The following is a 24,870-nucleotide window of genomic DNA, read 5'->3' on the forward strand; positions in this document are numbered from 1 at the left end:
ACGGCAGCAGGCGGATCGGGCGGGACGGCCCGCTCGTCCTCGCCGGGCGGCGGGCTACGGGGCGACGCGGCCGTTCGCTGTGAAGGCGGCGGCCGTGAGGGGCATCAGCTCCTGGAAGTGCGTCTCCATCTGCTCGGCCGCCATCTCGATCTCGCGCTGCGGGAAGGAGGGGAACGTCGAGTCCTCGCGCTTGGTGCGCAGGGAGAGGAAGTTCATCAGCGAGCGGGCGTTGAGCGTGACGTACATCGACGAGTAGATGTTCAGCGGGAGGACGATCCGGGCGACCTCGCGGGCGACGCCCTCGCCGAGCATCCGCCGGTACGACTCGTAGGCCTGCGTGCTGACGCGGCGCGTCTCCTCGGCGACGAGCTCGGCCTGCTCCGCGGTGCCGGGCTCGAAGGAGTAGGCGCCGGGCTTGCCGACCTGCACGAGGTTGCGGCGGGGGCCGGGCACGTAGAAGACCGGACGGAGCTCGCGGTAGCGGCCCGACTCCTCGTTGTAGGAGGCGATGCGGTGCCGCATGAACTCGCGGAAGACGAAGATCGGCGCCTGCACGTAGAAGGTCATCGAGTTGTGCTCGAACGGCGAGCCGTGGCGGTCGCGCATGAGGTAGTTGATCAGGCCGCGGTCGCGCTTGCGCTGCAACTCGGCGTCGGACTCCTCGCCGTCGAGCGCCTCGGCGAGCGTCTTCTCGCCCTGGGTCGAGACGCGGGCCGCGAACAGCACGTCGGAGTCGTGGGCGCTCGCGCGGACCAGCTCGACGACGACATCACTGCGGAAGACGGGACTGCTCGGGTCTGCGCTGAGGCTGCTCTGTTCGGTCACGGATCGAACCTAGACCACGCTCCGACCGCGGCCGTCGTCACATCCCGAAACAGTCGTCCGCGCAGCGCCCGCGCCGACCTACGCTTCCCGGATGGAGCCCGTGACGATCCTCGCCGCACTGCTCGGCCTCGTCGTGCTGGGCGTCGTCCTCGGGGCTGTCCATCGGGCCCGCTCCGGGCGCGTCGCGAGCGCCCCCTCGCGCCAGGACCCCGCGATCGACCCCGGCGAGCTCGTCCCCGGCGCAGTGCTCGGGACCCGGGCCACAGTCGTGCAATTCTCGACCGACGTCTGCACGCGGTGCCCTGCAGTGCGACGGATGCTCGGGGAGCTCGCCCAGCAGCGGCCCGGGCTGGCGCACCTCGACGTCGATCTGACGCACCGCCCCGACCTCGCGGCGCGCTTCCGCGTCCGGCAGACGCCCACGCTCCTCCTGCTCGATCGAGACGGAGTGCCGCGCAGCCGCATCGGCGGCGCTCCGACCCGCGCAGCCCTGACCATCGAGCTCGACCGACTCCAGGAGACATGATGAGCACCCGCTCCCCCTCCACCACCGGCGCCACTCCCCCGTCCGGCACCGTCGATCCCCGCGGTCCGAGGGTCGCCGCCGGAGTCACCGCCGCACTCCTCCTCACGGCCGTGGGCCTCGGGCTCGCGGCCCCGGCCCGGGCCGACCTCGACGGCCGGCTCTCCCAGCCCGGCTTCCTCCTGCTGCTCGCGCTCGCCGCCCTCTTCGCCTGGTCGGCCGCGCGCGGCGTCGGCTCCGGCCCCTGGGCGGTGCTGTTCCGCCGGGTGGTCCGGCCGCACCTGGCACCGCCCCGCGAGTGGGAGGACGCCCGCCCGCCGCGCTTCGCCCAGCTGATCGGCCTGGTGGTGACCGGCACCGGCGTCCTCCTGCACGTCGCCGGCGTCCCGGGATCGGTTCCGGTCGCCGCGGCCGTCGCCTTCCTCGCCGCCTTCCTCAACGCCGTGTTCGGCCTCTGCCTGGGCTGCGAGCTCTACCTCGTGCTCGCGCGGGCCGGCCTGGTCGGGCGCTCGGCCAGCTCCCGGGCGTGAGGCTCTAGGCTGGGTCCGCTTCGCGGGCGGCCCGCGACCGGCTCCGGGAGGCACCATGAGCGACTCATCCGCACGGCACTCCGACCACGACGGGACCACGGACTCCGGCTCGCCGCGGCGCGCCGCGCGCACGCCGGGCGAGCACGTGTCGACGCCGTCCGAGCTGCCCTCGGCCCGGCCGCATGCGTCCGCTCCCCGGCTCCGCGTCCTGATCTCGGGCGCCAGCGGGATGATCGGCTCCGAGCTGACCCGCCAGCTGCGCGCCGAGGGGCACGAGATCCTGCGCCTGGTGCGCCACGCGCCGTCGAGCCCGGACGAGTTCCATTGGGCGCCCACCTCGCACATGCTCGACTTCAGCGTGCTCGACCGCGTCGACGCCGTGATCAACCTCTCCGGCGCCTCGATCAGCCGCCTGCCGTGGACCGCGTCCTACAAGCGGGAGATCCTCGACTCGCGGATCCAGTCCACGCAGACCCTCACCGACGCGATGCGGATGTCCTCGACCCCGCCGACGACGCTGATCAACGCCTCCGCGGTCGGCTACTACGGAGACCGCCCGGGCGAGGAGCTCACCGAGCAGTCCTCGCGCGGCGACGGGTTCCTCGCCGACGTCGTCGACCGCTGGGAGAAGGCCGCCCACCTCGCGCCCGAGGCCACGCGGGTGGTCACCGCTCGCACCGGGCTCGTCCTCGGCGACGGCGGCGCGCTCAAGCCGCTCCTGCCCCTGACGAAGCTCGGCCTCAGCGGACCCCTCGGCAGCGGCAACCAGGCCTGGCCCTGGATCAGCCTCTACGACGAGGCCGCGGCGATCCGCCACCTGCTCACGTCCTCGCTCTCGGGCCCGGTGAACCTCGCCGGACCGGTGCCGGCGACCGCGAACGACGTGATGCGCACCCTCGCCGAGCAGCTGCACCGCCCGTTCAAGCTGGCCGTCCCCGAGAAGATCATCGAGCTCGCGCTGCGCGACGCCGGGCACGAGCTCCTGCTCTCGAGCCAGCGCCTGGTCCCTCAGCGGCTGCTCGACGACGGCTTCGAGTTCCGCCACCGCACGGTCGGCGAGGCGCTGGAGTGGGTGCTCGCCTGATCCCGGCCGCCCGAGCGGTCCTCGCCCGGCGAGCCGCGCTCGAGTCGCGGCCGAGCGGTCAGGCCGGAGCCTCGTGCTCCAGCGCGATGGCCCGGCGGATGGCGCCTCGGGCGCGCTTGCGGTCGCCGCTGGCGTCGTAGGCGAGGCCGAGACGGTACCAGGCGCGCCAGCTCCCGGGCTGCGCATCGACCTCCTCCGCGTACTGCGGGAACAGCGCGTCCGCCTCCTCCCGGAGCGGACGCCCGCTGGCCCGCGAGTCGAGGACCTCCTGCGGCAGCGCGTTCTCGCCCTCCAGCCGACGGGCCAGCTTCTCGGCGCGGAGCCCGAACAGCAGCTCGCGCACGAGCCCCCAGACGCCGACGGCGCCGAGGATCAGCAGGCCGACGCCCATCACGATGCCGGGCACCGTCGCCGCGGCGAAGGCGACGACGGAGTACTGCAGGCAGACGAACAGGTAGAGGGCGAGCAGGACCGCCATCAGGACGACACCGACGCGGGTCCTCACGGGGTGCTCGTCGCTGCGGCGGCCTGGCCGGACGGAGCCCGGTCGATGACGGGCTGCTCGTCGACCGGCCGCTCGGCGAGAGGCGCGGCGTCGAAGGCGGCGCGCAGGTCGATCAGCGCGTCGAGGCCCACCACCACGCCCGTGGTCGTCCGGACCGCGTCGAGAGCGCGCAGGACGCCCTGCTCGTAGGAGGCCTGCGAGGTGGTGTCGTGCCGGATGGTGACCGTCTCGCCGGTGCCGCCGAAGACGACCTCCTGGCGCGCCTCCACTCCGGGCAGGCGGAGGCTGTGGACCGGGACGCTCGCGACCTGCTGGCCGCGGGCCCGCTGGTCGGTGTGCGGAGCCTGCACCGGACCGAGCTCGGCCCGGGCGCGCAGCAGCAGCTCGGCCGTGCGGACCGCGGTCCCGGAGGGCGAGTCGACCTTGCGGGCGCCGTGGGTCTCAACGATCTCGGCGGCGTCGAAGAACCGCGCGGCCACGGTGGCCAGCGCGGTCGCGAGCACCGAGCCCAGCGAGAAGTTGGGGATGATCACGACGCCGGCCTCGGGCTGCTCGGCGACGCTGCGCCGGAGGGCCGCGATCCGCTCGCCGGTCCAGCCGGAGGTGCCGACGAGCACCTTCCTCCCGTTGGCCACGGCGAAGTCGACGATCTGCTGGCTGACGGCCGGCACGGTCATGTCGACGACGACGTCGGCCGCGAGCATCTCGGCGGGATCGCTCCGCGAGCCGAGCCGCGCGACGAGCGAGAACTCGCTCGACGCCTCGATGAGCGAGCAGGTGAACGAGCCGAGTCGGCCGGACGCGCCGACCACGGCGACGGAGGTAGTCACCGACTCAGCGTAGCCCGCGGCTCAGTACGGCTGGGCCTCGGGCAGGCCGGTGCGCAGCTCCACGGGCAGGTGCGAGAGGTCGTTGTGCACGACGAGCACCGGCGGCTTGCGGGAGCGGACGCGGATGATCGTCAGCCCGCAGTTGGCCTGGTTGAGGCCCAGCCACCGCCAGTCGGGAGCGTCGAACACGTGGCGGACGAACCAGCCGATCACGAAGTTGTGGGTGATGAGGAGGTCGTGGCGGTCCTCGCGCGACGGCGCCAGGAACTCGGCCACCGCGTCCTGCATCTGCGCGTGCCCCGCCTCGATCTCGGCCGCGGTGACGCTGCCGAAGAAGGGCTCGAACGCCTTGGGCATGTCCGGGGTCGGCCCCGAGGGGATGCAGTCGAACAGCAGCGAGGACGGCTGGAGCGGCAGGCTCGGCAGAAGCGTCTGGAAGCGTGCGGCCGTCTCCTCGGCCCGGCGCAGCGGGGAGTGCCACGCTCCGGTGAAGGGGACTCCGCCGAGCCGCTCGGCGATGAGCCTCGCCTGGCGCTCACCACGGGCCGAGAGCGGGCCGTCCGGCATGCCGTGCTCGGCGTCCTGCTGCTCGCCGTGGCGGACGAGGTAGATGTAGTGGGACACGGGGTCCTCCCTGGTGCGGCGCGGCGGTGCGCGGTCAGCGGGCGTTCGACGATCGGATCAGATCGCGGAGGCGCTCTCGATCCCGGCGATCCCGGCGAAGGCCGACTCGTCGACCGCGCCGACGGCCGAGATCGACGACGGCCCCCGGGCCAAGTCTGCCGCGAGTGCCTGGACGTCCTCCGCGCCGACGAGGGCGAGTCGGCGCAGGCTCTCGTCGAGGTCGACGAACTCGCCGAAGGTCAGCTCGGCGCGTCCGAGGCGCGACATCCGGGTGTCGGAGTCCTCCAGCGCGAGCGCCGCCGCTCCCGAGAGCTGGCCGCGGGCGCGCGCGAGCTCGTCGTCGGTGACGCCGTCCTCGGCGAGGCGGTGGAACTCGGTGAGCAGGAGCTCGGCGACCGTCCCCGCCTTCGCCGGGGTGCACGCGGCGTAGAGCCCGAAGAGGCCCGCGTCCGAGTAGGACGGGGCGAAGGAGTAGACGGAGTAGGCCAGGCCGCGCTTCTCGCGCACCTCCTGGAACAGCCGCGAGGACATGCCGCCGCCGAGGATCGAGTTGAGGACGCCCATCGTCATTCGCCGCTCGTCGCCCGCGGCGAGACCGGGGAAGCCGACCAGCAGGTTCGCCTGCTCGGTGGGGCGGTGCACCACCGACAGGGCGCTGCCGCGGGTGTAGGACGCACGGCCGCCGACGCGCCGCTCGACGGGCGGGGCCGCCGTGCCGAGGTCCCAGCCGTCGGCGACGAGGACCCGCTGGAGCAGCGCGACGAGCGCCTCGTGGTCGACGGCGCCGGCGACGGTGATCACCACGTCTCGCGGGCGGTAGGCGGCGCGGTAGTGCGCCCAGACCGCGTCCCGGGTGGCCTCGCCGATGGTCGCGGCGGTGCCCCCGATCGGGCGGCCCAGCGGGTGGTCGCCGAACACGGCCTCGAACAGCTTCTCGCCCGCCACGTCGGCCGGATCGTCGTCCGCCATCGCCAGCTCCTCGAGAATGACCCCGCGCTCGGTCTCGAACTCGTCCGGATCGATCAGGCTCGAGGTCACCATGTCGGCGATCACCTCGACCGCCATCGGGAGGTCGCGGTCCTGGATCTTGGCGTAGTAGCAGGTGTACTCCTTGGCGGTGAGAGCGTTGTGCTCCCCGCCCACGGAGTCGAAGGACACGGCGATGTCGAGGGCGGACCGCTTCTGCGTGCCCTTGAACAGCAGGTGCTCGAGGAAGTGCGTCGAGCCGACGTTGGAGGGCACGGCGGGCTCGCCCGCGGTCGCGGGGCGGCCGGGCCGCTCGTCGCGAGAACCCGCGGCGACCCAGAAGCCGATCGTGGCGCTGCGGGCGCCGGGCACCGATTCGCTGAGGATGCGGACACCGCTCGGGAGGACGGAGCGGCGGACCGTGGATCCGCCTGCGGCCCGGACTGACGTCTCCGGCTGGTCGAGGGGCAGTGCGACTCCGTGATTCATCGTGCCCACCCTAGGCCACCGCGACGGCGGCCCGAGCCGGGCTGTCGCGCCGTGGCGGGAGAGGTGCAGGGGGCGTCGCGGACGGGCGCGGTCAGCGGCGCGCGCGCTCCAGCGCGGCCAGGTGTCCGGGGTCGAGCTCGAGCGAGACCGCGCGCACCAGCGCGTCCACGTCGGCGGGTGAGCGCGGGGCGACCGTCGCGGCGGTCAGCCGCGGCCGGCCGAGCAGCCAGGCCAGGGCGACGGCGGCGGGAGCGGCCGAGAGCTCGGCACCGATCGCGTCGAGGACGGCGAGGACCCGGCGTCCGCGGCGCCCGAGGTGGGCGGCGGCGAGTGCCCCGTCGGGCAGGCGGCCGAGCTCGCGGCGGGTGCGCTCGGCGCCGCGGAGGAACCCGTGGGCGAGGGGGACGGTCGCGAGCAGGGCGAGTCCCTGGCCGGCGGCGACGAGGCCGAGATCGCCCTCCGAGCCGGGCCGCTCGAGCAGGTTCCAGCGGACCTCCGCGCCGGCGAGGCGGGGCAGCCCGTGGGCGGCCAGGACGCGCGCCTCGAACAGCTCCTCCGGGGAGAACCCGGAGGCGACCACCGACCGCACCAGCCCGCGCGCCAGCAGCACGTCGACGGCGCTGAGGAGCTCGTCGAGGCGTCCGGCCCCGTCGGGGCGGACCGCCAGCACATCGAGGCGGTCGGTGCGGAGGCGGCGCAGCGCCCCCTCGACACGGTCCACCAGCGCACGCGGCGTCGCGGGCGCGCCGACCGGAGCGGCGAAGCGGCCGATCAGGAGGAAGCGGTCCCGGTCGCGGTGTCCGGCGGGCCAGCCGCCGACGCCCTCCGCGAGGCTCGAGTCGGTGACGACGACGCCGTTGCCGCCCCACGCCGCGTAGCGCTCGAGCAGCGCGGCACCGTCGTCGCGGCCGAGGGCCGCCGCGTCGAGCACGAAGGGGAAGAGGTCGTGGCCGGAGTCGCCCATCGGCCGGCGGCGCGAGGGTGCGACGGCGGTCGGCTCGACGGGGCCGGTCTCGGCGAGGACGCCGCTCGAGGCGGCTGCGCGGGAGACCGCGGGCGGGAGCGGGACGGCACTGTGACGGGGAGCCCGCACGACGGCGCCGGTCCTGTCCCTGGGCACGCCACCACTCTCCCTGCGGCGGCTCGGGTCCCGCCAGGGGAGAGAGTATCCGAGCGCCGGAGCCGCCACTCCGCCGGGTCGCGCACGGTTCACCAGATCGTTACACGGGCGCCGCCGGCGGGGTCGACTCGCGCCGGCGAGCGGTGCGGCGGGCCCCTCCGTGTCGGCCGTCCGGGCTAGATTCGCGACCATGGACTCCGCCGCCCCGACCCCCTCCGAGACCGCCGCCCCGACCTCCGACTCCCCCGAGCGGGAGACGTCAGCGCCCTGGTGGACGAGCGCCGTCGTCTACCAGATCTACCCGCGCTCGTTCGCGGACTCGAACGGCGACGGCATCGGCGACCTGGGCGGCATCCGCTCGAAGCTCGACCACCTCGCCGACCTGGGGGTCGACGTGATCTGGCTCTCGCCGGTCTACCCGTCGCCGCAGCACGACAACGGCTACGACATCTCGGACTACGAGGACATCGACCCGCGGTTCGGCACGCTGGAGGAGTTCGACCTGCTCCTCGCGGAGGCCCACGAGCGCGGCATCCGCATCGTGATGGACCTCGTGGTCAACCACACGAGCGACGAGCACGCCTGGTTCGTCGAGTCCCGCTCCTCGCAGGAGGACCCGAAGCGCGACTGGTACTGGTGGCGCCGCGGGCGCCGCTCGGCCGAGCCCGGCCGCGAGCTCGAGGCGGCCGCCGGCGCCGGCCTCGACGTCGCCGAGCCGAACGGCTGGCGCTCCTACTTCTCCGGCCCGGCCTGGACGCTCGACCCGGCGACGGACGAGTACTTCCTCCACCTCTTCGCGGTGCAGCAGCCGGACCTCAACTGGGAGAACCCCGAGGTGCGGCACGCGGTGCACGCGATGATGAACCGCTGGCTCGACCGCGGAGTGGACGGCTTCCGGATGGACGTGATCAACCTCGTCTCGAAGGACGTCGGAGCCGTCGACGGCGAGCAGGGCGGCGCGGGCATCGTCGGAGGGGTGGGTCCGCGGCTCCACGAGTACCTCCGCGAGATGCACGAGGCCGTGTTCGCGCACCGCGAGGGCTCCTTCCTCACCGTCGGCGAGATGCCCGGGGTCACCCTCGAGGAGGCGGTGCTGGTGACCGATCCCGAGCGGCGTGAGCTCGACATGGTCTTCCAGTTCGAGCACGTCGGCATCGACCACGGAGTCGACAAGTTCCACCCGGTGCCGCTGGACCTGGTCGCCTTGAAGGCCAACCTCGCGCGCTGGCAGGACGGCCTGGCCGAGCGCGGCTGGAACAGCCTGTACCTCGGCAACCACGACCAGCCGCGTCTCGTCTCGCGCTTCGGGGACGACGGCGCGCACCGCTACGAGTCCGCGACCCTCTGGGCGACGCTCCTCCACCTCCAGCGCGGCACGCCGTACATCTACCAGGGCGACGAGATCGGGATGACGAACGTCCCGTTCGCCGGCATCGAGGACTTCCGCGACGTCGAGTCCCTGAACTACTGGGCCGAGGCCGTCGGCGAGCGCGGCGAGGACCCGGCGACCGTGCTCGCCGGGCTGCGCGCGCAGAGCCGCGACAACGCCCGCACGCCGGTGCAGTGGGACGACGGCCTCCAGGCCGGCTTCACGACCGGCGAGCCGTGGATCGCGGTCAACCCGAACGCCGCCGAGGTGAACGTCGCCGCCGATCGGGCCGCCGAGCGGTCGGTCTTCGAGTACTACCGGGCGCTGATCGCGCTGCGGCACGCCGACGAGACGGTGCAGCTGGGCCGCTTCGCGCTGCTGGAGCCCGAGCACCCCGCGCTCTTCGCCTTCACGCGCACCGGACCGGGCGAGCTGCTCGTCGTCGGGAACGTGTCCGGTGAGCCGCTCGAGGTGCCGCTGCTCGAGGAGTGGGCGGCTGCCGAGACGGTCCTCGGCAACGTCGCCGGTGCGACCGGGTCGACGCTCGGCCCGTGGGAGGCGCGCATCCTGCGCCGCTGAACCTCGCCGCGCCCCGCTCCGAGCACGGCGCGGGGCGCGGCGCCCGACGGCGGTGGACCAGCGGGCGACGGCCTCAGGCGGAGACGCGGTCCAGTTGAGCGACGTCGCTGCGGGTCAGCGGGAGCGCGGCCGCCGCGAACAGCGACTCGAGCTCCGCGGCGTTCCGCGCCCGGACGATCGCCGCCGAGACCTCCTGGTGCGAGAGCACCCAGGCGAGCGCGACCACGCCGGGCTCCGTGCCGTGGGCCCCGGCGATCTCGTCGAGGGCCGCGAGCACGCGGGAGCCGTGGCGGCCGACGTAGTCCAGGCCCGCCTCGAACAGGGCCGACTCCGGCTCGTCCGTGCGGCTGCGCAGGGCGCCGGTGAGGTAGCCGCTCGCCAGGGGCAGCCGCGCGAGGGTGCCGAGCTCGAGCCGCACCACCTCGGGGGCGACGTCGGTCTCGTAGGTCCGGCGCTCCATCAGGCTGTACTCCGACACGACGGCCGAGAGCGACGGCAGCGCGAACGCGGTCGCCGTCTCGTGCAGCGCCGTGATCGCGGCTCCGCTGAAGTGCGCGGCGCCCAGGGCGCCGACCGAGCCGTCCGCCAGGAACGGCGCGACCGCCGCCAGGCTGTCGGCGATGGGGATCCCGGGGTCCTCGCTGTCGAACGAGAGCAGGTCGATCCGGGTGCCGAGCCGCTCGAGGCTCCCCTCGATCGCGATGCGGACGTCCTCCGGGGCGAGGCCCGGCGCGTCCGGGTGCCGGCCGACCTTCGTCGCGACCAGCATCCGCTCGCGCAGCCCGCTCTGCTCGAGCCAGCGGCCGATCATGTACTCGCTCCGACCGGTCGCGTAGTGGTCCGCGGTCGAGATCAGGGTGCCGCCGAGACGGCCGAACGCGTCGAGCACCTCGGTGGTGTCGTCGATCCCGGCGGCCCAGCCGAAGACGGAGCCGTCGAGGGCGAGCGGATGCACGGGGAGGCCGGTCCGACCCAGGGTGCGTGAGAGGAGGGGCGTCTCCGGCTCGGTGGCCAGGGGCGTCGGGTCGGTCACGGAGTCCTCCGGTCGGGGCGGTGCGGCGCGGTCCCGCCACCGTACCCCATGCCCCCGCCGACGACGGACGCCCGCCCCACCGGAGTGGGACGGGCGTCACGGTCGTGCAGGAGGGATCAGCTCTCGGCGGGAGCCTCTGCCTCGGCCTCCTCGGCCACGACGGGCGCGAGGGACAGCTTGCCGCGGTCGTCGATCTTGGTGATCTGGACGAGCAGCTTCTGACCGACTCCGAGGACGTCCTCGACGTTCTCGACGCGCTTGCCGCCGGCGAGCTTGCGGACCTCGCTGATGTGCAGCAGTCCGTCCTTGCCGGGGAGGAGCGAGACGAACGCGCCGAACGTCGCGAGCTTGACGACGGTTCCGAGGAACTGCTCGCCGACCTCGGGGTTGGTCGGGTTCGCGATGGCGTTGACCTGCCCACGCGCGGCCTCGGCCGACGGGCCGTCGACGGCTCCGATGTAGACGGTGCCGTCCTCCTCGATGGAGATGTCGGCGCCGGTCTCGTCCTGGATCGCGTTGATCGTCTTGCCCTTGGGGCCGATCAGCTCGCCGATCTTGTCGACGGGGATCTGCACCGAGATCACGCGGGGCGCGGTCGGGGCCATCTCGTCGGGCTGGTCGATGGCCGCCGTGAGCACCGCGAGGATCGTGGTGCGGGCGTCCTTGGCCTGCTTGAGCGCGGCGTCGAGCACCGACGACGGGATGCCGTCGAGCTTCGTGTCGAGCTGGATGGCCGTGACGAACTCGGCGGTTCCGGCGACCTTGAAGTCCATGTCGCCGAGCGCGTCCTCGGCGCCCAGGATGTCGGTCAGCGCCGCGTAGCGGGTCTGGCCGTCGACGACGTCGGACACGAGGCCCATCGCGATGCCCGCGACCGGGGCGCGCAGCGGCACTCCGGCGTTGAGGAGCGACAGGGTCGACGCGCAGACCGAGCCCATCGAGGTCGAGCCGTTGGAGCTCAGCGCCTCGGAGACCTGGCGGATCGCGTAGGGGAACTCCTCGCGGCTCGGCAGCACCGGCACGAGGGCGCGCTCGGCGAGGAAGCCGTGCCCGATCTCGCGACGCTTCGGCGATCCGACGCGGCCGGTCTCACCGGTCGAGTAGGGCGGGAAGTTGTAGTGGTGCAGGTACCGCTTCTTGGTGACGGGCGACAGCGAGTCGATCTGCTGCTCCATCTTGAGCATGTTCAGCGTGGTGACGCCCAGGATCTGGGTCTCGCCGCGCTGGAAGATGGCCGAGCCGTGGACGCGCGGGATGACCTGCACCTCGGCGTCGAGCGGGCGGATGTCGGCCAGGCCGCGTCCGTCGATGCGCACGCCGTCGCGGAGGATGCGGCCGCGGACGACCACCTTCGTGACGGACTTGTACGCCGCTCCGACCTGGTTGTAGGCCTCGGCCGACAGCTGACCCGACGCGATGCGCTCGGCGATCTGCTCCTTGACGCGCGCCTTGAGGGCGTCGTCGGCGTCCTGCCGCTCGACCTTGTCGGCGATCTGGTACACGCGGACGAGCTCGTCGTAGCTGAGCTCGGCGACGTTGTCGTAGGTCTCCTGCGCGTAGGGCAGGAACACCGGGTAGTCCTTGACCGGCTTCGCGGTCTCGGCGGCGAGCTTCGCCTGCGCCTCGACGAGTGCGCGGAGGAAGGGCTTGGCGGCCTCGAGGCCCTCGGCGACGACGTCCTCGCTGGGCTTGGTCGCACCCGCCTTGATGAGGTTCCAGGAGGACTCCGTGGCCTCGGCCTCGACCATCATGATGGCGACGTCCGAGGAGCCGTCCTCGTTGGTGACGACGCGGCCCGCGACGGTGAGGTCGAAGACGGCGTTCTCCAGCTGGGAGGCCTTGGGGAAGGCGACCCACTGGTCGTTGCCGGAGCCGTCGGACATGAGCGCCAGGCGGACGCCGGCGACCGGGCCGGAGAACGGCAGGCCGGAGATCTGCGTGGACGCGCTCGCGGCGTTGATCGCGAGGGCGTCGTAGAACTCGTCCGGCGCGATGCTGAGGACCGTGATGACGATCTGGACCTCGTTGCGCAGGCCCTCGACGAACGAGGGGCGCAGCGGCCGGTCGATCAGACGGCAGACCAGGATCGCCTCGGTGGAGGGGCGGCCCTCGCGGCGGAAGAACGAGCCGGGGATCTTGCCGGCGGCGTAGGAGCGCTCCTCGACGTCGACGGTCAGCGGGAAGAAGTCGAAGTTGTCCTTCGGGTTCTTCGAGGCCGACGTGGCCGACAGGAGCATGGTGTCCTCGTCGAGGTAGGCGGCGACGGCGCCCTGAGCCTGCTGCGCGAGGCGGCCGGTCTCGAAGCGGACGGTGCGGGTACCGTACGAGCCGTTGTCGAGAACGGCTTCGGCGAATGTGATTTCAGGACCTTCCAAGAGGTCTGTCTCCTTAACGTCTGCAGCGGCGCCCCTTCTGGGCGCCGGCGTTCGTCGGAGCAGCGGTCCGGTCAGGAATCGAGACGATCCCACGGCAGGGCTTCGCGCCGTGCCGTCGTGTGGAGGGCGTTCGTGCTGGCCACCAGTAGAAGAGCTCCGGGCTGTCGCGACCTGTGCCGCGAGCGGGACGTGCCGCCTGCGACTCGTGCCGCGGCGGCCCGTGCTCTGTCGCACGCTGCCGCTGTCCGGGACTCCACCACCGAGGACCAGCTTCCTGCCGGCCTGCTCCGTGGCTCGAATCCTGGGTCGACCGGCGGTCGCTTTCGGATTCGGAACCGGTTCATGCTATCAGCCGCGGTGCGGTTCCTCCATGGACCGCGCCGACCCGGCCGGCCCTCCGCCCGTCAGCCCCGCGTCTCGTGCATCAGCAGCTCGACGCGCAGCCCGCCCCTCACCGTCACGATGCGGGCCGGCACGCGGGGCGACCTCCCCGCCTCCGAGAGCCGGGCGAGGGCGGCCTCGACCACGTTCTCGAGACCGCGCGGCACCTGGCCGACGAGCCCCGAGGGGCGCTGGGCCGCGAACAGGCGGACCGGCATCGGAGCGTCCACGCGCTCCTCCTCCGCGGTGCGGCGCGGGATCACGGCCGTGACCTCGTCCTCGCCGAGGGCGAGCACCCGCGCGATCTCGTCCTGGTGCGGCCGGGAGTCGGCGAGGCGGAGGAGGGTGTCGCCGCGCCGCGACTTCGGGCGCAGCTCGTAGTCGTAGTCGTCGAGCTTGCCCGAGCCGCGGTCGTCGGAGGGGAGGGGGTTCGCGTCGCCGCGTCCGAACGGGAAGAGCTTCATGCCTCCATTGTCCAGCGCGCAGCCCCTCCCCCCGCTCGCGTCAGGCGGTGCGCCGCATCCGGGCGATCGCCGCGAGCACCAGGACGAGCACGACGGCGACGAAGCCGAGCAGGACCGGGACGGCCGGCAGGAGCGCGAGCGCGGCACCGATCGCCAGGACCGGCACCGCGAGGCCGAGGTAGGCGGCGAGGAACACGGCCGCGAGCACCTCGCCGCGGGTCTCGTCGGTGGCGAGCGAGCCGGCGACTCCGAGCGCCAGGCGGAAGAGCAGGCCCACGCCCGCTCCCGCGAGCACCCCGCCGATGATGAAGGCGGACACCGAGACGATCACGGCGCCGGTCGCGACCAGCAGCAGCCCGGCCGTCAGCGCCACGGCCGCGAGGCGGAGCGCCGTCCGCGAGGACAGCCGGATCGAGACCAGCTGCGCGACGGCTCCGGCGGCGAAGACCCCGAAGGAGATCGCGCCCGCCTCGAGGTGGGAGGTCTCGCCGAAGCGCCCGGCGAGGAAGGTCGGCGCCAGCGAGGTGAAGAGGCCGAATACGGCGAACCCGGCGAACGCGCCGACCGCGGCCGAGAGGAAGACGCCGCGGGAGGCGGCCGGCACGGCCAGGCGCTGCGGACGGTAGGCCGGGAGGACCTCGCGCCGCTCGACCGTCTCGGGGACGAGCGCGACACCGATCCCGAGGACGACCAGGAGGACGAGGAACACGGCGTACGGGACGACCAGAGGCTCGCGCACCGTCACGGCGAACACCCCGCCGACGAGCGGGCCGAGCGCCAGCCCGCCCATGTTCACGAGGGCGGAGACGGCGCGGGAGGTGCCGGGGCCCTCCTCCGGGCGGGCGACGGCGCGCAGCTCCGAGAGGTGGGCGGTGGCCGTCGCGGTGAGCGCGCCGACGCCGAGCCCGGTCAGCAGGCGGGCGAGGATCAGCCCGGGCACGTCCGGCCAGAGCAGGAACACGGCGGCCGCCAGGACCTCGACGAGGATCGACGCGAGCAGGATCCGGCGGCGGCCGAGCCAGTCGCTGACGTGCCCGGCGAGGAAGAGGCTCGCCACGACTCCGACCGCGTACGCGGCGAAGACCACGGTGACGACGAAGGCCGGGAACCCGTCGCGCTGCTGGTAGATCGCGTAGAGCGGTGTCGGCACGGTCGAGAACGCCATCACCGTGAGGAAGGCGACGGCGATCACCCAGAAGCCGTGACGGTGCGGGAGCTCGCGGCGATGGACGGACGGGAGGGAGCGCTCGGTGGTGGTCACAGTGTCCACAGTGCTCCGCCCCATCATCCGTGTCCAACGGAGGATCTCGGTTGGATTGATCGTCCCTGTTGGATAATGTGCGCATGGACGACCGCCAGCTCGCCGCCTTCGTCGCCGTCGCCGAGGAGCTCAGCTTCACCCGGGCGGCCGCGCGCCTGTTCGTCGTGCAGTCGACCCTCTCGGCGAGCATCCGCTCGCTCGAGCAGGAGCTCGGCTCGCCGCTGTTCGCCCGCTCGACCCGGCGGGTGGCGCTCACCGCGGTCGGCGAGGCGCTCCTGCCCTCGGCCCGATCGGCGATCGACAGCCTCGACCGGATGCGCTCGCTCGCGGCCGACGACGCGGCGGGGCTCCGCGGGCGGGTGCGGGTGGGCACCTTCTCCGCCCTCGACCTCGTCGACCTGCCCGGCGCGCTCGGCGTCTTCCGCACTCGGCACCCGCTGGTGGACCTGCTCCTGCGCACCTCGACCACCGGCTCCACCGGTCTCGCCGAGGACCTGCGCCGCGGCCTGCTCGACGCCGCTCTGCTGGCACTGCCGGCGACGCAGCTGCGGGGCCTGGCGGTGACGCGGCTGGTGCGCAGCGACTACGTCCTGCTGGTGGAGAGCGCGCATCCGCTCGCCGCGGCGGGACCGCCCTCCCCGCAGGACCTCGACGGGCTCACCTTCGTGGACACGCCCGCCGGCTTCGGCAACAGGGTCGCCGTCGACCTCGCCTTCCGCGAAGCCGGGGCGTCGCGCCGGGTGGCCACCGAGGTCGCCGATCTGCCGGGGATCCCCCGCTTCGTGCAGGCGGGGCTGGGGCCGGCGATCGTGCCGCGCGCGGGCGTCGAGCCGCTGGAGGGCGTCACGGCCCTCGCGCTCGACTGGCCGGGGCTGGTCTGGGAGCTCTCGGTCTGCACGGCGCCGCGCCCCTCCGCCGCGGTGCAGGCGCTCACGGCCGTGCTGGCGGAGCGGTCGGCCTAGGCCTCAGCCCTCGCGCAGGGGGCCGCGGACGATCGAGTCGCCGGAGTGCTCCGGGTCGTCGTCGAACGGCTCCTGGGAGACGTCCACGAGCGGGTACTCGGCGAGGTCGACGTCGTCGGGCACGGCGAAGACGCCGTCGGTCCCGTCGAGCACGCCGAGCCCGACCAGCCCGGAGGCGTCGGCGGCGAGGAGCCAGACCTCCCGGTACGAGTCGTCCGCGCTCTGCGCATCGAGGTGCACGTGCAGGCGGCGGGTGCCGTCGGCGTCCTCCAGCTCGGCGGTTCCGCTCGCTCCCTGCCAGTCGGGGAGAGCGGCGAGATCAGCGCGCGCCACGACGGCGGCGGTGTCGTCGCTCCGCGAGGCCTGCCACCAGGCTCCGCCCGCGACCCCGATGACGAGCGCGCCGAGAGCGGCCAGCACGGCGCTCAGAGCGCGGGGCCGGCGGCGGCGGGCGGGACGGTGCCGTCCCGGGGGAAGGGCGAGCGGAGGCGGCACGGCAGCGGCCGACGACGGCAGGGCGCCGGGCCCGAGGTCGCCGAGGGCGAGCTCCTCGCGGATGCGGTCCCAGACGATCGCGGGCGGCGCCTCCAGCTCGACAGCACGGCTCGCACGGCCCAGGCCCGCGGCGTGGCCGAGCTCGACCAGCTGCCGGGCGCAGTCGGGGCAGTCGCGCAGGTGGGCCTGCTCGGCGTCGCTCGAGTGCTCGCCGAGGGCGAGCAGGGCGAGCTCGTCGGGATCGAGGTGGGTCATGTGCTGCTCACCTCCAGGCGGGAGCGGAGCCGGTCGAGGCTGCGGCGGATGTGGCTCTTGACGGTACCGAGCGGCAGGCCGGTGCGCTCGGCGATCTCGGTGTGGGTGAGGTCCTCGTAGAAGGCGAGGCCGATCACCCGCCGGGGGACGGGATCCAGGCGGGCCAGCTCGTCGGCGATCAGGATCCGCGCCTCGATGTCGACGGGGGCCTCCCCCTCCTCGACCGGCGTGACGGCGACGAGGGCCTCGGTGAGCCTCCGCTCGCGCGCCCGCGCCTCGTGCGCGTCCGCGATCCTCCTCCGGGAGATCCCGACCAGCCAGGCTCCGAGAGCCGCCCGTCCGGGGTCGAAGCCCGAGCGCGAGGTCCAGGCCGAGACGAACACGCGCTGCACCACGTCCTCCGCGTCGCCGCGGTCGCCGAGCGAGCGCAGCGCCAGCGTGAAGACCAGCGGCGACCAGCGCGAGTACGCCTCGGCGAGCGCCGCCTCCTCCCCTGCGGCGAAGCGGCGGCCGAGCCGGGCCACGAGAGCGCTGTCGGCCTCGGCGCCGTCGGCGGGCTCGATGGTCTCGATCAGGGGGTCCCTCCAGGGCTGCGGGGAGCGCTGCCGCCCGGGGGCGTGCGGCGCTGCGAGGCTCATCGTACGTCGCTGAGGCTCGGGCGGGCGGGTCAGCCGGCCGGGACGGCCGTGACCACCACGTTGCTGAGGTAGTGGCGGGTGTCGTAGTCGAAGTCGCCGCCGCAGGTGATCAGGACCAGCCGCGGCGGTCCGTCGGCGGCGAACACGGCCGAGAGGTCGACCGTGGTCTTCTCCGTGGTCTCCACCGTCGAGACGGTGTACGCGCGCTCCGCGCCGTCCGCGCCGGTGAGGGTCACGGTCTGGCCCGGGACCGCCTTCTTCAGCTCGACGAACGGCCCGAGGCCGTAGGCGAGGGAGTCGACGTGCGCGGCGATCACGACCGTGCCCTCCGGCTCGTCGAGGCCGGCGCCGAAGCGGTACCAGCCGGCGACCTGCGTGTCGGGCACGAGCTCCATCGTGCCGTCGTCCGCGACTCCGACCGGCTCGACGGCCATGTCGACGGGGAGCCCGTCGACGACGAGCCGCTCGGGAGCGAGCGCGGTGGGGGCGGGGGTCGCGCCGAGCCGAGCATCCGCCACCGGGACGGACGGCACCGCTTCCGGCAGGGTCGCCGCGGGCGAGGAGGGGACCGTGGCCGGCACCGGCTGCTGGGGCGCCGAGGAGACGGCGGCGGGAGCGGGCTCCACCCGGGATTCCTGCGCCGCGCATCCGGCGAGACCGGCACCGGCCACGATCAGCCCGACCACGGCGAGGACGCGCAGAGGGAAGGGGCTCCGGCTCATGGCGTCCTCCTGGGTCGTGGTCGGGGGTGCCGGGACGGCCGCGCTCCAGCACGGCCGACCCGGCGGTCGGATCCTCGGGTCAGCGACGCGAGGCGGCGGTGCGGCGGCCGATCAGCACAGCGCCGGCAGCGGCGAGGGCGGCGAGCAGTGCTCCGCCCCACCAGCCCGCGGCGGCGTCGGGGCGGTTGCCCGCCGCGAGGCCGGCCTCACCGGCGGGGACGCCCGACGGCGAGGAGTGCAGTCCGTCGATGGTCTGCGTCGCGAGGGCGAGGTTGCCCTTCTCCAGGCTGCCCCAGGCGTAGACGATCGTGTTCACGCCCTCCTGGACCTGCACGTCGGCCGGGCCGATGACCGGCGCGGTGGTCCCGGTCGCGGCGACCACGGTCGAGATCGTGGCCGGGGCGAGGTTCAGCACGCCCTCGTTCGGGTTCGTCACGTTCGTCAGGACGGGCGACCCTCCGGCGAGGATGTCCACGGCCGGAGCGGCGGCGATGTGGCGGACCGTGAGCCGGCCCTCGCCCGCGGCGGTCTTCGAGATGTCGTTGGTGAAGAGGGTCGCGGTGGGGGTGTTGTCGGGCTTGAGGTGCGCCGCGACGGTGTAGCTCTTCCCCGCCTCGAGGCTGATATCGATCGGGCCGATCACGGGGGCGCTGGCGTCCGCGGCGGTGGAGGCCGTGATGGCGACCTTGTAGGTGCCGGTGGGGAGGTCGAGCGGGCCGGCGAGCGAGCCGGGGGTGAAGTCGTCGAGCGTCAGCTTGCCGTCGACGTAGACGTCGACCGGGGTGTCGGGGACGGCGTGCAGGACCGAGAGGTCGGCCGAGTCGGCGTCGGCGGCGGCGGCGGGCGTGGCGGCGATGCCGACGACGGCCAGGGTTCCGATGCAGGCACCGGCGAGCAGGCTGCGGGAGAAGCGGGAGGTGGTCACGGTGTTCCTCTTTCACGATGGGACCCGCGAGGGGTCGGGGGGTGGTCGAGAAGGGCCTTCACCACTACTTCCGGCCGAGGCGCCTCCTCGGATGCACCCGGTCTGAGATTCTTCGAAAGAATTCCTGCCGGACACTTCGCGAGCCCCTCGCAGCGCTGGCCCGAGCGCCCGCGCCGGGCTAGCCTCCGACCAGGAGGTGCGGAGGATGGGCAGGCGCGGCGTGGTCCTCCTCCTCGCCGCCGCGGCGCTCACCACGGCGGCGGTCGCGGGCGTGCAGGGCTCCCTCGCCCCCCGGGCGCCGGTCGCCGACCAGGCCGCCGCCGCCTCCGACGCCCCCGCCCAGTGCGACGACGCCCGGGAGCTGCTGGCCGCCTCGTCCGCCTTCGAAGGCGGAGCGGGCGTGCCGGCCGGCCACCTCGTGGCCTGCCTCGACGAGGACCACCGGCGCCTCACGATCCACAACCGCACCCCCGTCGTCTGGAGTCTCGGCGACTCCTCGGTGCGGGGCGTGACGAGCGGGACGGACGGAGTGACGGGGCTGCTGAGCCTGCACGCGTCGCAGTCCTCCTCCGGGCTGCTCCTCGCACCCGGATCGGCGGCCTCGGTCTCGGCCGGCGACGGGAGGATCCGACCGCGGCCCGACGAGCCCTCGACCCGGCTGCAGCTCGCACTCACCGCGGTGGTCGCGGCTCAGGATCAGGCGATCGGCCCCTCCGCCGGTCCCGACAGCATCATCCGCGGCGCCGCGCTCACCTGCGCGGTCGTGGTCGCAGAGTCGGACACCGGCTGGCGGGTGACCTCGCCGCGGGCTCTCGCCGCGGCGGCCGAGGACCCGGTGTGCGCGCGCGACTGGGCCCGCGCCCAGCGGAGCGCGGCGGCCTGGCGGATCGCCCTGCCCGGGCTCGTCGACGCCGTGGAGGCTCCCGGCCGCCCCGAGGAGGACACGGCGCTCCAGCGGGCCGCGGCCGACTGGTTCTCGGCCTCGAGCGGCTACTCGTGGGGCGGAGTCGACCGCCCCGCTCCCCTGCCCTGACCGGCGCCGCGCGCCTCGTCCGCCCGGGAACGCGAACGGGCCGCCCTCCGCGAGGAGGACGGCCCGTTCGGCAAGAAGTTCGCGGTGTCATCGAGACCGCGCCCTGCTCCGGGAGGAGCTAGCGGCGCAGACCGAGACGCTCGATCAGCGAGCGGTAGCGGTTGATGTCCACATCCGACAGGTAGCCGAGGAGTCGACGACGCTGACCCACGAGCAGCAGCAGACCACGACGCGAGTGGTGGTCGTGCTTGTGCTCCTTGAGGTGCTCGGTCAGGTCCTTGATCCGCTTGGTCAGGACGGCCACCTGCACCTCGGGGGATCCGGTGTCACCGGGGTGGGTCGCGTACTCTTCGATGATCGCCTTCTTGACATCTGCTTCGAGTGCCATATATGGGATCCCCTCTCTCTCGTTGCGCGGTGCCCGGCGCCTGATGCGTGGGCTCTCTTGATCCGCGGCCGTCGAACGGCAACCGGACGACTCTACCAGAGGGAGGGCGGTATCAGGAGCCGGTGGCCCGGTTCCAGAGCACGACGAGCCAAGGCGAGACCAGCAGCTGCCAGTAGACGAGCACGAGGACGTTGAGGACCACGCCGATCCAGCCGGCGATGGGCTGGCGCTTCTCGCGACGCCGGGCGCGAAGGGTGGAGACGGCGAGCAGGATCCCGGCGAGCAGGACCGCGTGCACGAGCGCGGTGTAGAGCACGCCGACCAGCAGGTCGCTGACGGCCTGGTCGCCCGGGTAGGCGCCGAGCGAGATCAGGGCGTACCAGACGAAGAACGACAGCGGGACGGCGAGGACGGCCAGGAGGACCGAGACGATCCCGGCTCCGTAGCGGCGGAGGAACCCGCGGGCTCCCGAGGCCGTGGCACCGGTCCGAGCGGCTCCGGCGCGGACGCCGCCCGTGGAGCTGCGCCGACCGCCCGTGGCGGCCGCCGCGCGACGCGCGCCCGCCTCGGCGGCGGTGCGGATCGAGCGTCGCGAGGGGGCGGCTCCGGCTGCTCGCGGGGCAGGAGGACCCTGACGCCCGGGCGCGCCGTCGGATGACGTGCTCATGCCTCTCACCCTAGGGGATGACCCCTGAGCCCCCGGATCGGCGCGACGCGGCCCGCCGGGCGGCGGAGTCAGCAGAATGGAGCGAGTGAGCCAGACCCCCCGCGCCCCCCGGCGCAGCCACGTCCTCGACGTCTCCCCCCTCCGCGAGTCCCCGGCCTTCGCCCGGCTCTGGGCCGGCAACGTGATCTCGGGCATCGGCGGCCAGATGACGATCGTCGCGGTCGGCCTGCACATCTACGAGCTCACCGGATCGACCCTCGCGGTCGCGCTGGTCGGCGTGGTGGCGCTGGTCCCGACCGTGATCGCCGGCCTCTACGGCGGGATGCTCGCCGACGCGTTCGACCGCCGCCTGGTGCTCCTGCTCGCCGCGGTCGTGGCCTGGGGCTCGACCGCGGGGATCGCGGCCCTCGCCTGGCTCGGCGCCGAGACCCCGCTCTCCCTCTACGTGCTCACCGCCGTGAACGCGGTGGCGACGACGGTGATCGTGACCACCCGGATGACGCTGGCTCCGCGGCTGCTCCGCACCGAGCTGGTCCCCGCCGCCGCCGCGCTGGGCGGCATCGCGAGCGGAGTCGAGGTGACCGTGGGGCCCGCCCTCGCCGGCGTGCTGGTCGCCTCCTCCGGCTTCGCGATCACGTACACGATCGACGTCGTGCTGTTCCTCGCCGCGTTCCTCGGCATCGCGGGGCTGCCGGCGCTCGTGCCCGAGGGCGAGCGGCAGCGGCCGGGGCTTGAGTCCCTCCGCTACGGCCTGGGCTTCCTGAAGGGCGCCCCGAACATCCGGATGTCCTTCCTGGTCGACATCGTGGCCATGACCTTCGGACAGCCGCGCGTGGTCTTCCCGGCGGCCGCCGCCGTGCTGCTCGGCGGAGGCGCGGTGACGGTGGGCGCCCTCACGGCCGCGTTCGCGATCGGAGCGCTGATCAGCGGCGTCTTCTCGGGCCGGCTCACCGGGGTCCGCCGGCAGGGCCTCGCGATCGGCCGCTCGATCCAGGTGTACGGAGCGTTCGTGGTCGCGTTCGGCGCGGTCCTGCTCGGTGCCGCACTCGTGCAGCACGACGCGTCGGCGCCGAACGCGGTGCTCATCGCGCTGGCGGCGGTCGCCCTGGCCGGCGCGGGCGCCTCCGACAACGTCAGCTCGATCTTCCGGCAGACGATGCTGCAGACCGCGGTCCCCGACAACATGCGGGGTCGGCTCCAGGGCGTGTTCATCGTCGTGGTGACGGGCGGCCCGCGGGTCGGCGACCTCTACACGGGACTGCTCGCCTCGCTCGCGCTGCTCTGGCTGCCGCCGCTCGCGGGCGGGCTCGCGATCATCGCGATCCTCGCCGCGGTGCTGCGACTCCGACCGGGCTTCCGTGGGTACGACGCCCTGCACCCGACGGCCTGAGCGGAGGGGCGTCTCCCTCGAGCCGGATGGGACAGCGCGCCCGCCCGCTCGGCTCAGGCCGGCGGACGGGCGCGCCGGGGATCAGTCGCCGGAGGCCGCGTCGGCGCCGCCGCCGTCGGTCAGCCGGTCGTCCGAGACCAGTCCGCTGTCGTCGTCGCGGCCCTCGACCCGCACCGGGCGGTAGACGTGGAAGCCGTCGTCGTCGGGCTCCAGCTCCCAGACCACCTCGACCTCCTCGCCGTCGATGTCGGCCAGGCGGGTGAAGGAGCGCTGCGGGGAGCCGTCGATCATCTCGAGGCGGATGCTCTCCTGCTCCGCTCCGCTGTCGAGGATGGCGGTGTACGTCGATTCGGTGTCCATGCCTCGACGCTAGACACGCGCGGTGAGGCGTCGCCACCCCTTGCGGCGGCGCACGGTCCGCGTAGCGTCGGCACCATGACCGACACCGACATCACTCCCGCCGACTCCGACGACCGCGAGCAGATCACCGAGATGGTGAAGAGCGCCGGGATCGGGCTCCTCACCACCGTCAACGCCACCGGGCAGCTCGTCAGCCGTCCGCTCAAGGCCCAGGACATCGACTTCGACGGCGAACTGTGGTTCTTCACGCAGGACCCGTCGCCCAAGGTCGACGACATCCGCGCGAACCCGAGCGTCAACGTCGCGTTCGAGTCGAAGAAGGGCTACCTGTCGGTGGCCGGCTCGGCGACCGTCGTGCACGACCCGGCGAAGGTGGACGAGCTGTGGTCCCCGGCCGTCGCCGGCTGGTTCCCCGACGGCAAGGACGACCCGACCGTCGCGCTGATCCGCGTCGAGGCCGAGACCGTCGAGCTGTGGGCGACCGACGAGCCCCGTCCGGTCGTGCTGTTCAAGGTCCTCAAGGCCGCCGTCACCGGCGGACAGCCCGACATCGGCGAGAACCGCACCGTCTCCTTCGAGTGATCCCTCCTCCGGGGCGCCGCCGGGGCGCGGCGCCTCGCGGGGACAGGCGTCAGGCGCCGCCGAAGCGCTCGGTGCGGACGCGCTCGGGCGCGTGGCCCTGCTCGACCAGGGCGGTGGCGACGGCCTCGACGAACGAGGTCGGGCCGCACACGTAGACGGTCGGCTCGAGCGAGGCCGGCAGAGCCGCCTCGGCGAGCAGCTCCGGAGTGACGCGGCCGGCCGGACGTGCCGCTCCCGCTGGCGCCACCCGGGTGAAGACGTGGTCCACCGCGACTCCGCCCGTCGCGGCCGGCCGCTCGGCGAGCGCCGCCAGCTCCTCGCGGTAGTAGGCGAAGACGGGCGAGCGGACCGAGTAGAGCAGCTGCATCCGCGCCGCGCTCCCGGACCGGGCGTGCTCGCGCGCCATCGCCATCAGCGGCACCACACCGCTCCCGCCCGCGATCAGCTGCACCGGCTCCGCCTGCTCGGGGCGCCAGACGAACCAGCCGCCGATCGGACCGCGGATCTCGAGCCGGTCGCCCGCTTCGAGGCCGTCGACCAGGTACGGGGAGACCTCCCCGTCGTCCAGCCGCTCGACCGCGAGCTCGACCCGCTCCCCGTCGGCCGGGGCGCCGATCGAGTAGGAGCGGCTCGCCTGGTAGCCGTCGGGCGCGGTGAGGCGCACGTCGAGGTGCTGCCCCGCCAGGTGGCCCGGCCACCCGGGCACGCGGAGCACCAGGAGGCGCGACGTGGGCGTGAGCGGCGCGACCGACTCGGCCACCGCCTCCGTCCACATCACCAGTAGCGCTCCTCTTTCCAGGGGTCCCCGTGCATGTGGTAGCCGTTCTGCTCCCAGAAGCCGGGCTCGTCGCCGGGCATCAGGCGGAGCGTCCGCACCCACTTCGCGCTCTTCCAGAAGTAGAGGTGCGGCACCAGGAGCCGGGCGGGGCCGCCGTGCTCGGCCGCGAGGGGCTTCCCCTCGAACTCGGTGACGACCCAGGCCCTCCCGCCGCGGATCTCGGCGAGCGGGAGGTTCGTCGTGTAGCCGCCGAAGCTCTGCGCCATGACGAAGCCGGCGTCCGTCTCCAGGCCCTCCAGCAGAGTGTCGACCGAGACGCCGCGCCAGCTGGTGCCGAGCTTCGACCACCGGGTCACGCAGTGGATGTCGGTGTGCACGTCCTCGTGCGGGAGCGCGTCGAACTCCTCCCGGTTCCAGCGGCGCACGCCCGCGGGGCCGCCGTCGATGGAGAAGGCCCACTCATGGATGTTCGGGGTGGGCCCGATCGAGAGGACGGGGAAGCCGTTCTCGAGGTGCTGGCCCGGCGGGAGGTCCGGGTCCGCCTCCCTCTTGCCGAAGAAGCCCCGCGTGATGATGCCCATGTCCGCCCTCGTCGTCCTCGGGGCCTGGCCCCGGATCGCTGGAAACCGCTCGTCGCGCTCACGCTACCGCTCGGTGCTACCGCATGCGGGCCCGCCGGGCGAGCCCGGGACCGTGTCGGACGTCGGTGCCAGGATC

At 73.8% G+C, this 24,870-nt stretch carries 27 protein-coding genes; 8 read left to right on the plus strand and 19 right to left on the minus strand.

Going from position 1 to position 24,870, the window contains the following annotated elements:
* Window positions 1-54: 54 nt before the first annotated feature.
* Window positions 55-825: an FAD-dependent thymidylate synthase gene (gene thyX / locus C5C36_RS11280; RefSeq protein ID WP_104226301.1), complete on the minus strand. Its 771-nt coding sequence runs from the start codon at window positions 823-825 to the stop codon at window positions 55-57.
* Between the two features lie 91 nt (window positions 826-916).
* Between thyX and C5C36_RS11285 the strand changes: the two genes are divergently transcribed.
* Genes C5C36_RS11285 through C5C36_RS11295 form a run of 3 tightly spaced genes read left to right on the plus strand, consistent with a single transcriptional unit; the run spans window position 917 to window position 2,962 of the window.
* Window positions 917-1,351, plus strand: a complete 435-nt coding sequence (locus C5C36_RS11285) for a thioredoxin family protein (protein WP_104267086.1) — start codon at window positions 917-919, stop codon at window positions 1,349-1,351.
* Window positions 1,351-1,878: a DUF4395 domain-containing protein gene (locus C5C36_RS11290; protein WP_104309768.1), complete on the plus strand. Its 528-nt coding sequence runs from the start codon at window positions 1,351-1,353 to the stop codon at window positions 1,876-1,878. Before C5C36_RS11285 ends, C5C36_RS11290 begins: the two co-directional genes overlap by 1 nt.
* Window positions 1,879-1,933: 55 nt before the next feature.
* Window positions 1,934-2,962, plus strand: coding sequence for a TIGR01777 family oxidoreductase (locus C5C36_RS11295; RefSeq protein ID WP_104287951.1), 1,029 nt, complete (start codon window positions 1,934-1,936; stop codon window positions 2,960-2,962).
* 58 nt (window positions 2,963-3,020) lie between these two features.
* Here C5C36_RS11295 and C5C36_RS11300 read toward each other — a convergent pair whose 3' ends face one another.
* From C5C36_RS11300 to C5C36_RS11320, 5 genes are all read right to left on the minus strand, one after another.
* Entirely contained in the window at window positions 3,021-3,467 is a 447-nt protein-coding gene (locus C5C36_RS11300) for a tetratricopeptide repeat protein (RefSeq protein WP_104233263.1), read from the minus strand.
* Window positions 3,464-4,297, minus strand: a complete 834-nt coding sequence (dapB, locus tag C5C36_RS11305) for a 4-hydroxy-tetrahydrodipicolinate reductase (RefSeq protein WP_104287952.1) — start codon at window positions 4,295-4,297, stop codon at window positions 3,464-3,466. The genes C5C36_RS11300 and dapB overlap by 4 nt, the downstream gene beginning before the upstream one ends.
* Before the next feature lie 21 nt (window positions 4,298-4,318).
* On the minus strand, window positions 4,319-4,921 hold the full coding sequence (locus tag C5C36_RS11310) for a histidine phosphatase family protein (RefSeq protein ID WP_104224462.1): 603 nt from the start codon (window positions 4,919-4,921) through the stop codon (window positions 4,319-4,321).
* A gap of 57 nt (window positions 4,922-4,978) precedes the next feature.
* Window positions 4,979-6,376 carry a pitrilysin family protein gene (locus C5C36_RS11315; protein ID WP_104224504.1) on the minus strand — a complete coding sequence of 466 codons (1,398 nt, stop codon included), beginning with the start codon at window positions 6,374-6,376 and terminating at the stop codon, window positions 4,979-4,981.
* Window positions 6,377-6,467: 91 nt separating this feature from the next.
* On the minus strand, window positions 6,468-7,496 hold the full coding sequence (locus C5C36_RS11320) for an aldo/keto reductase (RefSeq protein WP_181065686.1): 1,029 nt from the start codon (window positions 7,494-7,496) through the stop codon (window positions 6,468-6,470).
* A gap of 190 nt (window positions 7,497-7,686) precedes the next feature.
* Between C5C36_RS11320 and C5C36_RS11325 the strand changes: the two genes are divergently transcribed.
* A complete protein-coding gene (locus tag C5C36_RS11325; RefSeq protein ID WP_104233260.1) occupies window positions 7,687-9,444 on the plus strand; it encodes an alpha-glucosidase in 1,758 nt (585 codons plus the stop codon).
* A 73-nt stretch (window positions 9,445-9,517) separates the two neighbouring features.
* Here the strand turns inward: C5C36_RS11325 and C5C36_RS11330 are convergent, their stop codons facing one another.
* The 4 genes from C5C36_RS11330 to C5C36_RS11345 all read right to left on the minus strand — a co-directional run bounded on the left by C5C36_RS11330 (window position 9,518) and on the right by C5C36_RS11345 (window position 14,958).
* Window positions 9,518-10,477: an aldo/keto reductase gene (locus C5C36_RS11330; RefSeq protein WP_104260622.1), complete on the minus strand. Its 960-nt coding sequence runs from the start codon at window positions 10,475-10,477 to the stop codon at window positions 9,518-9,520.
* A gap of 116 nt (window positions 10,478-10,593) precedes the next feature.
* Window positions 10,594-12,852: a polyribonucleotide nucleotidyltransferase gene (locus C5C36_RS11335; RefSeq protein ID WP_104309769.1), complete on the minus strand. Its 2,259-nt coding sequence runs from the start codon at window positions 12,850-12,852 to the stop codon at window positions 10,594-10,596.
* Between the two features lie 404 nt (window positions 12,853-13,256).
* Window positions 13,257-13,697, minus strand: coding sequence for a hypothetical protein (locus C5C36_RS11340; protein WP_104226292.1), 441 nt, complete (start codon window positions 13,695-13,697; stop codon window positions 13,257-13,259).
* 40 nt (window positions 13,698-13,737) lie between these two features.
* On the minus strand, window positions 13,738-14,958 hold the full coding sequence (locus C5C36_RS11345; protein ID WP_258063234.1) for an MFS transporter: 1,221 nt from the start codon (window positions 14,956-14,958) through the stop codon (window positions 13,738-13,740).
* Between the two features lie 83 nt (window positions 14,959-15,041).
* On the opposite strand from C5C36_RS11345, the gene C5C36_RS11350 reads away from it, so the two are divergent.
* The gene (locus C5C36_RS11350) at window positions 15,042-15,920 is read left to right on the plus strand and encodes a LysR family transcriptional regulator (RefSeq protein ID WP_104233255.1); all 879 of its coding nucleotides are present in this window, start codon (window positions 15,042-15,044) and stop codon (window positions 15,918-15,920) included.
* Window positions 15,921-15,923: 3 nt separating this feature from the next.
* Here C5C36_RS11350 and C5C36_RS11355 read toward each other — a convergent pair whose 3' ends face one another.
* The 4 genes from C5C36_RS11355 to C5C36_RS11370 form a co-directional block, all read right to left on the minus strand.
* On the minus strand, window positions 15,924-16,670 hold the full coding sequence (locus C5C36_RS11355) for an anti-sigma factor (RefSeq protein WP_104239041.1): 747 nt from the start codon (window positions 16,668-16,670) through the stop codon (window positions 15,924-15,926).
* Window positions 16,667-17,308 (minus strand): RNA polymerase sigma factor, encoded by a 642-nt coding sequence (locus tag C5C36_RS11360; protein ID WP_104309770.1) that lies wholly within the window; start codon window positions 17,306-17,308, stop codon window positions 16,667-16,669. Before C5C36_RS11360 ends, C5C36_RS11355 begins: the two co-directional genes overlap by 4 nt.
* Before the next feature lie 29 nt (window positions 17,309-17,337).
* Window positions 17,338-18,030 carry a class F sortase gene (locus tag C5C36_RS11365; protein WP_104260617.1) on the minus strand — a complete coding sequence of 231 codons (693 nt, stop codon included), beginning with the start codon at window positions 18,028-18,030 and terminating at the stop codon, window positions 17,338-17,340.
* Between the two features lie 79 nt (window positions 18,031-18,109).
* A complete protein-coding gene (locus tag C5C36_RS11370; protein ID WP_104309771.1) occupies window positions 18,110-18,955 on the minus strand; it encodes a DUF4397 domain-containing protein in 846 nt (281 codons plus the stop codon).
* Between the two features lie 205 nt (window positions 18,956-19,160).
* Here C5C36_RS11370 and C5C36_RS11375 point away from each other — a divergent pair, with 205 nt between their 5' ends.
* A complete protein-coding gene (locus C5C36_RS11375) occupies window positions 19,161-19,988 on the plus strand; it encodes a hypothetical protein (protein WP_104283796.1) in 828 nt (275 codons plus the stop codon).
* Between the two features lie 118 nt (window positions 19,989-20,106).
* Here C5C36_RS11375 and rpsO read toward each other — a convergent pair whose 3' ends face one another.
* Window positions 20,107-20,376 carry a 30S ribosomal protein S15 gene (gene rpsO / locus C5C36_RS11380; RefSeq protein ID WP_068252328.1) on the minus strand — a complete coding sequence of 90 codons (270 nt, stop codon included), beginning with the start codon at window positions 20,374-20,376 and terminating at the stop codon, window positions 20,107-20,109.
* A 112-nt stretch (window positions 20,377-20,488) separates the two neighbouring features.
* Window positions 20,489-21,043 (minus strand): hypothetical protein, encoded by a 555-nt coding sequence (locus C5C36_RS11385; RefSeq protein ID WP_104247427.1) that lies wholly within the window; start codon window positions 21,041-21,043, stop codon window positions 20,489-20,491.
* A gap of 85 nt (window positions 21,044-21,128) precedes the next feature.
* Here C5C36_RS11385 and C5C36_RS11390 point away from each other — a divergent pair, with 85 nt between their 5' ends.
* The gene (locus C5C36_RS11390; RefSeq protein ID WP_258062855.1) at window positions 21,129-22,433 is read left to right on the plus strand and encodes an MFS transporter; all 1,305 of its coding nucleotides are present in this window, start codon (window positions 21,129-21,131) and stop codon (window positions 22,431-22,433) included.
* 81 nt (window positions 22,434-22,514) lie between these two features.
* On the opposite strand, the gene C5C36_RS11395 is transcribed toward C5C36_RS11390, so the two are convergent.
* Window positions 22,515-22,793, minus strand: a complete 279-nt coding sequence (locus C5C36_RS11395; RefSeq protein WP_104224817.1) for a hypothetical protein — start codon at window positions 22,791-22,793, stop codon at window positions 22,515-22,517.
* Between the two features lie 75 nt (window positions 22,794-22,868).
* Between C5C36_RS11395 and C5C36_RS11400 the strand changes: the two genes are divergently transcribed.
* Complete coding sequence (locus C5C36_RS11400; RefSeq protein WP_104224818.1) at window positions 22,869-23,375, plus strand: pyridoxamine 5'-phosphate oxidase family protein; 507 nt, start codon at window positions 22,869-22,871, stop codon at window positions 23,373-23,375.
* Window positions 23,376-23,424: 49 nt separating this feature from the next.
* On the opposite strand, the gene C5C36_RS11405 is transcribed toward C5C36_RS11400, so the two are convergent.
* Both C5C36_RS11405 and C5C36_RS11410 read right to left on the minus strand, forming a co-directional pair.
* Window positions 23,425-24,150, minus strand: a complete 726-nt coding sequence (locus C5C36_RS11405) for a ferredoxin reductase (RefSeq protein ID WP_104226284.1) — start codon at window positions 24,148-24,150, stop codon at window positions 23,425-23,427.
* Complete coding sequence (locus C5C36_RS11410) at window positions 24,150-24,734, minus strand: molybdopterin-dependent oxidoreductase (RefSeq protein ID WP_104224820.1); 585 nt, start codon at window positions 24,732-24,734, stop codon at window positions 24,150-24,152. Before C5C36_RS11410 ends, C5C36_RS11405 begins: the two co-directional genes overlap by 1 nt.
* Window positions 24,735-24,870 lie beyond the last annotated feature (136 nt).

It is taken from the genome of Rathayibacter sp. AY1G1, assembly GCF_002932095.1.
GTDB lineage: Bacteria > Actinomycetota > Actinomycetes > Actinomycetales > Microbacteriaceae > Rathayibacter.

Excerpts from the sequence above, each read along its gene's own strand:
- C5C36_RS11285 (WP_104267086.1), top strand. The coding sequence starts at position 917 with ATGGAGCCCGTGACGATCCTCGCCGCACTGCTCGGCCTCGTCGTGCTG.
- C5C36_RS11290 (WP_104309768.1), top strand. The coding sequence starts at position 1,351 with ATGAGCACCCGCTCCCCCTCCACCACCGGCGCCACTCCCCCGTCCGGC.
- C5C36_RS11295 (WP_104287951.1), top strand. The coding sequence starts at position 1,934 with ATGAGCGACTCATCCGCACGGCACTCCGACCACGACGGGACCACGGAC.
- C5C36_RS11315 (WP_104224504.1), bottom strand. The coding sequence starts at position 6,376 with ATGAATCACGGAGTCGCACTGCCCCTCGACCAGCCGGAGACGTCAGTC.
- C5C36_RS11325 (WP_104233260.1), top strand. The coding sequence starts at position 7,687 with ATGGACTCCGCCGCCCCGACCCCCTCCGAGACCGCCGCCCCGACCTCC.
- C5C36_RS11340 (WP_104226292.1), bottom strand. The coding sequence starts at position 13,697 with ATGAAGCTCTTCCCGTTCGGACGCGGCGACGCGAACCCCCTCCCCTCC.
- C5C36_RS11350 (WP_104233255.1), top strand. The coding sequence starts at position 15,042 with ATGGACGACCGCCAGCTCGCCGCCTTCGTCGCCGTCGCCGAGGAGCTC.
- C5C36_RS11355 (WP_104239041.1), bottom strand. The coding sequence starts at position 16,670 with ATGACCCACCTCGATCCCGACGAGCTCGCCCTGCTCGCCCTCGGCGAG.
- C5C36_RS11360 (WP_104309770.1), bottom strand. The coding sequence starts at position 17,308 with ATGAGCCTCGCAGCGCCGCACGCCCCCGGGCGGCAGCGCTCCCCGCAG.
- C5C36_RS11365 (WP_104260617.1), bottom strand. The coding sequence starts at position 18,030 with ATGAGCCGGAGCCCCTTCCCTCTGCGCGTCCTCGCCGTGGTCGGGCTG.
- C5C36_RS11375 (WP_104283796.1), top strand. The coding sequence starts at position 19,161 with ATGGGCAGGCGCGGCGTGGTCCTCCTCCTCGCCGCCGCGGCGCTCACC.
- rpsO (WP_068252328.1), bottom strand. The coding sequence starts at position 20,376 with ATGGCACTCGAAGCAGATGTCAAGAAGGCGATCATCGAAGAGTACGCG.
- C5C36_RS11385 (WP_104247427.1), bottom strand. The coding sequence starts at position 21,043 with ATGAGCACGTCATCCGACGGCGCGCCCGGGCGTCAGGGTCCTCCTGCC.
- C5C36_RS11395 (WP_104224817.1), bottom strand. The coding sequence starts at position 22,793 with ATGGACACCGAATCGACGTACACCGCCATCCTCGACAGCGGAGCGGAG.
- C5C36_RS11400 (WP_104224818.1), top strand. The coding sequence starts at position 22,869 with ATGACCGACACCGACATCACTCCCGCCGACTCCGACGACCGCGAGCAG.
- C5C36_RS11405 (WP_104226284.1), bottom strand. The coding sequence starts at position 24,150 with ATGTGGACGGAGGCGGTGGCCGAGTCGGTCGCGCCGCTCACGCCCACG.
- C5C36_RS11410 (WP_104224820.1), bottom strand. The coding sequence starts at position 24,734 with ATGGGCATCATCACGCGGGGCTTCTTCGGCAAGAGGGAGGCGGACCCG.